The sequence below is a fragment of the Pengzhenrongella sp. genome (genome assembly GCF_036565025.1).
GTDB lineage: Bacteria > Actinomycetota > Actinomycetes > Actinomycetales > Cellulomonadaceae > Pengzhenrongella.
On record NZ_DATCNW010000287.1, the window covers coordinates 1 to 8,286 of the forward strand.

Sequence of the window (8,286 nt, forward strand, 5' to 3'; positions counted from 1 at the left end):
ACGTACGCGCGGGACGGCATCTCGACGTTGCCGACCTTGATGTAGTCGAGCCCGTCGGAGACCACCTCGAACAGGGTCTTCTCGGGGTCGATGCCGCCGCGGTCCTGGTCGACGTAGGAGACCTTGACGGTCTCCCCGACCCGCAGGTCCCCGGCGTCGAGCGACTCGAGGCCGACGATCGTTTTGAACAGGGTCGTCTTGCCGACGCCGTTGGGGCCGATGACCCCGACGATGCCGTTGCGCGGCAGCGTGAAGGACAGGTCGTCGATGAGCGTGCGCCCGTCGAAGCCCTTGTTGAGCTTCGTCGCCTCGATGACGACCGAGCCCAGGCGCGGGCCCGGCGGGATCTGGATCTCCTCGAAGTCGAGCTTGCGCATGCTGTCGGCCTCGGCCGCCATCTCCTCGTAGCGCGCGAGGCGCGACTTGGACTTGGTCTGCCGGCCCTTCGCGTTGGAGCGCACCCACTCGAGCTCCTCGCGCAGCCGCCGGGCGAGCTTGGCGTCCTTCTTGCCCTGGACCTGCAGGCGGGCTTCCTTCTTCTCCAGGTAGGTGGAGTAGTTGCCCTCATACGGGTACACGTGGCCGCGGTCGACCTCGGCGATCCACTCGGCCACGTGGTCGAGGAAGTACCGGTCGTGAGTGACCGCGAGCACGGCGCCCTTGTACTGGGCGAGGTGCGCCTCGAGCCAGAGCACGCTCTCCGCGTCGAGGTGGTTGGTGGGCTCGTCGAGCAGCAGCAGGTCGGGCTTCTCGAGGAGGAGCTTGCACAGCGCGACCCGGCGGCGCTCTCCACCGGACAGCACCGTCACGTCGGCGTCCGGCGGCGGGCAGCGCAGCGCGTCCATGGCCTGCTCGAGCTGGGCGTCCAGGTCCCAGGCGTCGGCGGCGTCGATCGCCTCCTGGAGCTCGCCCATCTCGGCGAGCAGCTTGTCGAAGTCCGCGTCGGGGTCGGCCATCAGCTCGGAGATGTGATTGAAGCGGTCGATCTTGCCCTTGATCTCCGCGACGCCCTCCTCGACGTTGCCGAGGACCGTCTTGGCCTCGTTCAACGGCGGCTCCTGGAGCAGGATGCCGACGCTGTACCCCGGAGACAGGCGCGCCTCACCGTTGGACGGGTGATCGAGCCCGGCCATGATGTGCAGGATCGTGGACTTGCCGGCGCCGTTGGGTCCGACGATGCCGATCTTGGCGCCCGGGAGGAAGTTCAGGGTGACGTTGTCGAGAATGACCTTGTCGCCGTGCGCCTTGCGGGTCTTGTACATGGTGTAGATGAACTCAGCCACTGGCTAATCGTCCGCCCAACTCAGGTGATGGTGGGGTCCGCCCGCCCGGTCCGGGGCGGGCGGTCGTCTGTGCCCCAGCCTAGGCGATCACCCTGCGGGCCCTCATCGGGCCGACCCGACCACTTGCGCGTCCAGCTCGTCGTCGTCGAGCCCCTCGGCGTCGAGGTCCGCCGGCAGCGCCCCGTCGGTCAGCCACGGGTCCTCGGGCGGCGGGTCCCCGACGTCGCCCCGGGCGGCCGCCCCGCCCACGCCGGGCCCGGTCACGTCCGCGACCGAGCTGCGGGGCTCGGTCCGGGCGAAGCGTCCCTGACCGAACGTGAGGTCCGCCCCGATCGCGTACGCCTCGAGCACGAGACTCATCCGCGGACCGTCCGGTCCCGCCCACTCATCGGTGCACAGGCGGCCGTGCACGAGCACCGGGTCGCTCTTGCGCAGCGACTCGGCCACGTTGATCGCCTGCTGGCGAAAGGCCTTGATCGTGAACCACTCGGTGCGTCCGTCGACCCACCCGTTGCTCGCGGGGTCGAAGTGGCTCCGGGTGCTCGCCATCCGGAAGCTCGTGTACGGCGTCTTGTTGGCCTCGGTGTACAGCTTCGGCGCCGTCCCCACCCACCCGACCAGAGTGAGGTTCAGCTCGGTCCTGCTCATGGTTCCTCCTCGCCCGGGGACCGACCGTTGCCGGCCCGCTGGTGCGAAGAGTGCGCCGCGCCCGAGGGCGAGCGCGACGTCGTCGGCTCAGCCTGGGGACGCCGCGCCGTCGGCTGCGGCTGTGGTCGGCTTGAACCCGGCCGCCGAGGCCGCGAGCTCGCGGACCTCGCGGTGCTCGGCGAGGACCTCGAGCGTCGGGACCGCCAGGTGGGCCTCGACGATCTCGCCCAGCGCGGACCGACCGTCGTGGCGTACCAGCTCCGCCCGGCGTCGCGCGTCGCGGCGGCGCAACCAGAACGCCGTCGGTCCGAGCACCAGCCCGAGCGCCAGCAGCACCAGCACCACCGGCAGACCGGCGCCGAGCCCGTCGGCGCGCAGCGCCGTCGCCGCAGCGCCGGACCCGACCTGCGGGACCAGCGTGAAGAATCCGACCACCAGCGCACCGAGCACCGCGGCGAGGCACCCGATCGCGAGCACCATGGCGGCGCGCGCAGGCCGTGCGGCGACCCCGACGGCAGCCAGTCGCTCGTCGACGGCGTTCCGCAGCACCTCGGTGGTCGCACAGCGGTCGGAGACCGCGCGCTGCCAGCGCGCGGGCAGGCCCATGCCGACCGTCGCGAGCCATCGTCCGCGCGCCAGCTCGACGGTGACCGCCTGGACGGACCCGAACGCGGGCACGGTGCTGCCGCCCCCGCGGACCGAGGCCTCGAGCGCGTCGGCGATCGCGGGCAGGCCCGCGGCCTGTGCGAACGCGTCCACCACGGACGTGACCGGCAGCCGGTCGCGGGCCGGTTCGCGCGGACCGACCTGCCGGGTGAGCAGCGCCGCGGCGTCCGTCACCTCGGCGCCGGCGTGCACGGCGGCCAGGCTGTGCCGCGCCGCGACGTCGGCCAGCAGGGTCCGCAGCTCCTCGACGCCGTCACCCGTGCGCGCGGACGCAGTCTGCACGCCCACGCCGACCAGACCGTCCTCGGTCAGCAGCCGCGCGACGTCGGCCTCCAGGCGCCCGCGCACCGCCGGCTGCACGGTGTCGATCTGGTTGAGCACGACGACCATGGCCGCCTCGTGCCCGGCGAGGTTGCGCAGGTAGCCCGAGTGCAGGGCGTCGTCAGCGTACTTCTGCGGGTCGACCACCCACACCAGGAGGTCCACCATCGGAACCAGCCGGTCGACGATCTCCCGGTGGGCGGACTCGATCGAGTCGTAGTCGGGCAGGTCGAGCAGCACCAGGCCGCGCAGCGCGGCCTCGGCCTCGGCGTCGAGCGCGCTCTCCCGCTGGATCCGGCGGTCGCCGGCGACCCCGAGCCAGTCCAGCAGCGCGTCGCCGGTCGAGCTCCAGACGCACGCGGTGACCTCGGCCGTCGTCGGGCGCCGGACGCCGACGTCGGCGAACTCGAGCCCGCTGACCGCGTTGAACAGGCTCGACTTGCCCGAACCCGTGCCGCCGACGAGCGCGACGATCGTGTGGTCGACGCCGAGGGCGAGCCGCTCGCGGACACCCGACATCGCGGTGGCCACCCGGTCACCGACCGTCGGGGTGATCCGACCGTCGGCCACGCGCAGCGCGCGCTCGACGGCCTCGACCCGGCCGGTGAGCTCGGCGGTGTCGGAGCGGTGTGCGCCGTGGCCCACCAGGTGGGTCGTTGCGGTCATGCGAGCCCCTTGAGAACGGCCAGTCGGAGCCGCAGGCGCGAGGAGGCGTCATCGGCGAGGTCGGGGACGTCCAGCAGGGCGGTGAGTGCGGCGCCCTCGCTGGTGATGTGGGACTGGATGCGTTCCAGGAGCGCCTCGCGCAGCGCGTCCCGCAGCGGATCGGCGGCGCCCGAGAGGAGATCCTTGAGCAGCCGGTCGGCCGGACGCAGCCCGGTTGCGGCCGCCAGGACGACGGCGGCGAGCCCGTGCGCGCCGATCGAGCGGACGATCTTCGCGGCCCGCTTCGCGACCCCCCGCTCGCTGGACCCCAGGAGCGACGCAACGCCCGGGTCCGCCATACCGATCCACTCCGCGGCGTTCGCCTCGGCGTGCTCCTCACGTGCGGTGCGCCGGTCCTCGTCGGACCACGAGTCGACGAGCGCCGGACCGCCGTCGGGCGCGCCCTGCTCGGACAGCTGGGTACGAAGGGCTCGTTCGGCCAGGTAGCCGGCGCCGGCGAGGTTCACCGCGGCGGACCGGCGCAGGTCGTCCAGCAGCGCTTCGAGCGCGACCTCACGGGCACGGCCGCCGCGGTGGATGCCGCCGATCCTCCCCGACGGGCGCAGCACCCGCGCGAGCGGGCCTCCGGGCGCGGAGAGCTCGGTCCACCGGGCCCGGACCTGGCCGTCCGCGACGGCTCCCGCGAGCACCGTCTCGCGTGCGACGTGCGCGGGATCACTCAGGGCGATCTCGATCGCATCGCGCAGGGCAGCGGCGGCGTCCACCTGGTTCTGCACGGCCTCCGCCTGGGTGTCGACCCACGGACGCAACGCGCCGAGCGACCCGCGCAGCGTGCGCGCGATGACCGAACGGGCCCGGTCGGGGCCTGCGAGCATCGTCAGCCACCGCTTGATGGGCGCGACCGCGGCCGGCTCGAGGAGACCTTCGTGCGGCCCGACGTCGGGCACGACGAACAGCGGGACGCCCTGCATGCCCCGGCCGCGCAGCCGCAGGAGCAGGTCGCCGCGCACGGTCGTGAGCGAATCGCGCGGCACCCGGTTGAGCACCATCGCGACCGAGGCGCCGCGCTCCATTGCCCCCGCGAGCACCTTCCACGGGAGCGCGTCGCCGTACCGGGCCGCGGTGGTGACGAACAGCCACAGGTCGGCCGCCTCGAGGAGCCGATGGGCGGTGGCGCGGTTCGACCAGAGCACGGAGTCGAGGTCGGGCGCGTCGAGCAGTGCGATGCCGCGCGGCACGAGCTCGTGCGGCACGACGGTGACCGCCTCGAGCACGGGGTGGGTCGCGAGCAGCTCGCCGTCGTCGGGGTGGTGGGCGATCACCGGACGGCGCGTCGTCGGGCGCAGCACGCCCGCCTCGGAGATCTCCGCGCCCAGCAGGGAGTTCAGCAGCGTGGACTTGCCCGCCCCGGTCGACCCGGCCAGGACGACGACGGCGGGGGCCGAGAGCTCCTCGAGCCGCGGCAGCAGGTGGTCGGAAAGCTGGTCGAGCAGGCGCGCACGCGAGGTGCGGGCGTCATCGATACCAGCGATCTCCAGGGGGAAAGACGTGGCCAGGACGTCACGTCGCAGATCGCGCACCGCGTCGAGCAACGATGGCGTCGCGATGCTCGGCTCGTTGGCCGCGTCGGAGACGTCGGGCTCCGCATAGGCGCTCACGGGGCCATCCTCTCCCGGGAGGATGATCAGTCCAAACGCCCGCGCCGTCTACGCTGGGCTCGTCAAGCGCCTCCGTAGCTCAATGGATAGAGCAACGGCCTTCTAATCCGTAGGTTGCCGGTTCGAGTCCGGCCGGGGGCACGCCCGAGCAGCACGGTCGTCTCGCCGCGGTTGCGGCGAAAATGCCCGGCGAGCGGACTCTTGGTTGCGCCGATCTGGGCGCCCGCGTGCGCGGCCCGGTCCTCTTCGACCAGGGCTCGGCGCTGAACCGCGTCAGCGACTGACCGGCGGCACCGGGTTCCGCGACGCTGCCCGGCCGAGCAGCGCGAGCACGACGACGAGCGGCCACAGTGCCTGGGCACCGGCGAGGACTCGTTCGGCCAGGCCGGTGACCGCGCCGCCGTCGGGCGCCAGTGCGTACTCCTGCGCGCCGAACCAGGCCAGCAGGGCGAGCAGCGCCGCCGTGGCAAGCCCTCCCGTGCGCCTGCCCAGCACGCCGGTCGCGCCGCGCCGGGACGCGGCCGCGGGCCACAGCGAGAGGCTCACGAACGCGACCGTCGCCGCGAGGCCGTGCGCGCGCGCGTCGCCGTCCACCGGGTAGGCCGCCACGAGCAGGGTCGCGACGCCGCCGGTGGCCTGCAGCAGCCGCCCGGGCAGCGCCGCGGGGCGCAGCGCGAGCGCCGTCGCGAGGTGCCCGGCGCCGGTGATCGCGAGCCCGGCGGTCATGATCCCCGGGGCGGTTGCCGCGTGGGCCGCGAGCGCGCTGATCGTCTCGCGCACGGGGTCGAATCTGGCGCCCTGGCGGGCGGCCGCGAGCGTCCAGCCGCCGATCATGCCGAGGGGAGTGAGCATCGCGGGCACGAGCACCCAGCGCGGCACGTCCGCCACGCGCTTCGTCGAACGGGTCACCGACACGTCTCGGAGAGTAGCGCCGGGCGCCTGGTCAGGGTGTGGAACCCGCCGACTCGCCCGGACCCCGGGCCCGGTACTTGCGCGACTTCGCGCGGTTGCCGCAGACCGCCATGTCACACCACGTGCGGGAGTGGTTCTTCGAGTGGTCGTGAAAGGCCCACCGGCAGTCGTCGGCCGCGCAGAGCTTGAAGCGACTCAGACCTTCCTGGGCCGCCACGGTGGCGAAGGCCGCCAGGACCGTCGACGTCGCGTCGTGGATCGCGGTCGGCACCAGCCTCAGGTCACCGCCGGCTGCGGACACCGTGAGCGGGACGGCGGGCAGCTCGGCCGGGACACCCGAGAGAACGTTGCGCAGGGCACCGCGCACCGAACGAGCGAGGTCCGGATCCCCGGCCATCAGGCCGCGGCCTCCCGCCCAGGTCGACCACGCGGCCGGACGATCGAGCAGGTCCGAGCGCGTCTCGACGTCGAGCGTGTTGAGGAAGTCGACAACGAGCGCCGTCGCGCCGGTCGCGGTGGCTGAATTCACGTAACCATCATAACCACGTTTGGCGGGTGCGTGTGTGGGTGGCGGGTGCCAGGGTTGAGCAGTGGGGTTTCGTTCGAACGCGACGAGCGTCTGCGCACGCTGGAGCGGGAACGCCAGATCCGGCAACGCCTGCACGCTGAGCGGGTACGGCAATCCGGCGTGCGGGTCGGACACGCCCGGGTCGCCCCGGTGCGACCCTCGCTCCTTGCCCGCCTCGTCCTCGCCGTGCGGGGCCGACCCGCGACGCCCGGCCACCTCACCCCCACCGGATCGCCGGCCGGCGTGACGTCCATGATCGGCTGCCGCGCATGAACACGACGGCGCCTACCACCGGAGTCGGCGTCGGACGTCTCGATCTCGTGGTGCTCGACTGCCCGGACCCGCGCGGGCTCGCGGCGTTCTACTCGACCCTGCTCGGTTGGGCCGTGACGCGCGGCGACTCGTCCGAATGGATCGAGCTGCGCGGCCCGGGCGGCACGGGGCTGGCCTTCCAGCTCGCGCCGAACCATGTGCCGCCGAGCTGGCCCGACGGGGCGGTTCCGCAGCAGCTGCACCTGGACATCGACGTGGCCAGCATCGATGCGGCCGAGGCCGCCGTGCTCGCGGCCGGTGCGACCGCGACGGGCCTGCCGGACCAGACCGCCGGCGGGCCCGACTCGTTCCGGGTCTACCTGGACCCGGCCGGGCACCCGTTCTGCCTGTGCCAGGCCGCGGGGTAGCAGCGGCGCAGCGGAGAAAAGAGGAGCCAGGCGGCCCCCTGACCTGGTTCGGTGTGCTCACCGCGGTGATGTCAGGGCCCGGCCAGGCCCATCGAAAATCCACACGTCACGGAGACACACCATGAGCACCCCGATCCCCGACTATCTCTGGTTTGCTGGAATACGAGCAGCGCCTCGAGTTCCTCGCCGCCCAGCGCGACCGCACGTTGACAGCCCTCAATCCGCTGTTCTTGTCGATCCGCTGAGCTCGCGATCCGCCGCCCAGCGCCGGACGCACGGATCCGTCGGGATGCGCCAGGGCCCAGCGAGGCCCGGCGCGTCCCGACGCATCTGTCACGATGTGGGGTGCCAGTTCCCACCTTCCCGCGCCCGCCCGCCGGGGATCGCTGATGGGTCGCCACTCCGGCCCCACCTCGTCCAGCCCCGCCCCGAGGCCCGACGACGAGCGCCGCGCCACCCCGCCGGCGCCTCCTGCCGCGCGCCGCGCCAGCCCACCTGCACCGCCCATCGAGCACCGCGCCTCGCCTCCTGCGCCGCCTGCCGAGCCCGCGCGCACGACCACGCGCGCCCGGCCGGCCCGGCGCAGCGCCTTCGCTCGACCCAGTCGGCAGGCGCCGCCGATCCAGCCCGCGCCCGTCGAAACGCCCGTCGCTCCGCCCGTTCCGGCCACGCAGGCGGCACCGTCCACCTGGCCCACCTGGCATGACCAGCCGGCTCCGCCACAGCGTGCGCGGCCTATCTGGCCGGGTCAGCCCAGCCAGCCGCCGCCGGCTCAGCCCACCCCGCTCGCCCGGCTCGCTCCGCCCGGCCAGCCCACCCCACCCGGTCGGCTCGCCCTGCCCGCTCGGCCCGCCGGACATGGTCAGCCCGCCACGCCCGCCACG

8 protein-coding genes and 1 tRNA gene are annotated in these 8,286 nt (G+C 73.5%); 3 read left to right on the forward strand and 6 right to left on the reverse strand.

Annotated features, from left to right (window positions below):
* The 4 genes from ettA to VIM26_RS16755 all read right to left on the reverse strand — a co-directional run.
* Window positions 1-1,283 (reverse strand): energy-dependent translational throttle protein EttA (ettA, locus tag VIM26_RS16740; RefSeq protein ID WP_331953213.1); only part of this gene is annotated, 1,283 nt, incomplete at its 3' end.
* A 102-nt stretch (window positions 1,284-1,385) separates the two neighbouring features.
* A complete protein-coding gene (locus VIM26_RS16745; protein ID WP_331953215.1) occupies window positions 1,386-1,931 on the reverse strand; it encodes a single-stranded DNA-binding protein in 546 nt (181 codons plus the stop codon).
* 87 nt (window positions 1,932-2,018) lie between these two features.
* A complete protein-coding gene (locus VIM26_RS16750; protein WP_331953217.1) occupies window positions 2,019-3,584 on the reverse strand; it encodes a GTPase in 1,566 nt (521 codons plus the stop codon).
* Window positions 3,581-5,242 (reverse strand): dynamin family protein, encoded by a 1,662-nt coding sequence (locus tag VIM26_RS16755; RefSeq protein WP_331953219.1) that lies wholly within the window; start codon window positions 5,240-5,242, stop codon window positions 3,581-3,583. The genes VIM26_RS16750 and VIM26_RS16755 overlap by 4 nt, the downstream gene beginning before the upstream one ends.
* Window positions 5,243-5,310: 68 nt before the next feature.
* On the opposite strand from VIM26_RS16755, the gene VIM26_RS16760 reads away from it, so the two are divergent.
* Window positions 5,311-5,383 (forward strand) — tRNA-Arg (locus VIM26_RS16760).
* Between the two features lie 132 nt (window positions 5,384-5,515).
* Here the strand turns inward: VIM26_RS16760 and VIM26_RS16765 are convergent.
* On the reverse strand, window positions 5,516-6,157 hold the full coding sequence (locus tag VIM26_RS16765; RefSeq protein WP_331953221.1) for a DUF998 domain-containing protein: 642 nt from the start codon (window positions 6,155-6,157) through the stop codon (window positions 5,516-5,518).
* Window positions 6,158-6,185: 28 nt separating this feature from the next.
* Window positions 6,186-6,683, reverse strand: a complete 498-nt coding sequence (locus VIM26_RS16770) for a CGNR zinc finger domain-containing protein (protein ID WP_331953223.1) — start codon at window positions 6,681-6,683, stop codon at window positions 6,186-6,188.
* Between the two features lie 54 nt (window positions 6,684-6,737).
* On the opposite strand from VIM26_RS16770, the gene VIM26_RS16775 reads away from it, so the two are divergent.
* Window positions 6,738-6,995 (forward strand): hypothetical protein, encoded by a 258-nt coding sequence (locus VIM26_RS16775; protein ID WP_331953225.1) that lies wholly within the window; start codon window positions 6,738-6,740, stop codon window positions 6,993-6,995.
* On the forward strand, window positions 6,992-7,402 hold the full coding sequence (locus VIM26_RS16780) for a VOC family protein (protein WP_331953227.1): 411 nt from the start codon (window positions 6,992-6,994) through the stop codon (window positions 7,400-7,402). Before VIM26_RS16775 ends, VIM26_RS16780 begins: the two co-directional genes overlap by 4 nt.
* Window positions 7,403-8,286 lie beyond the last annotated feature (884 nt).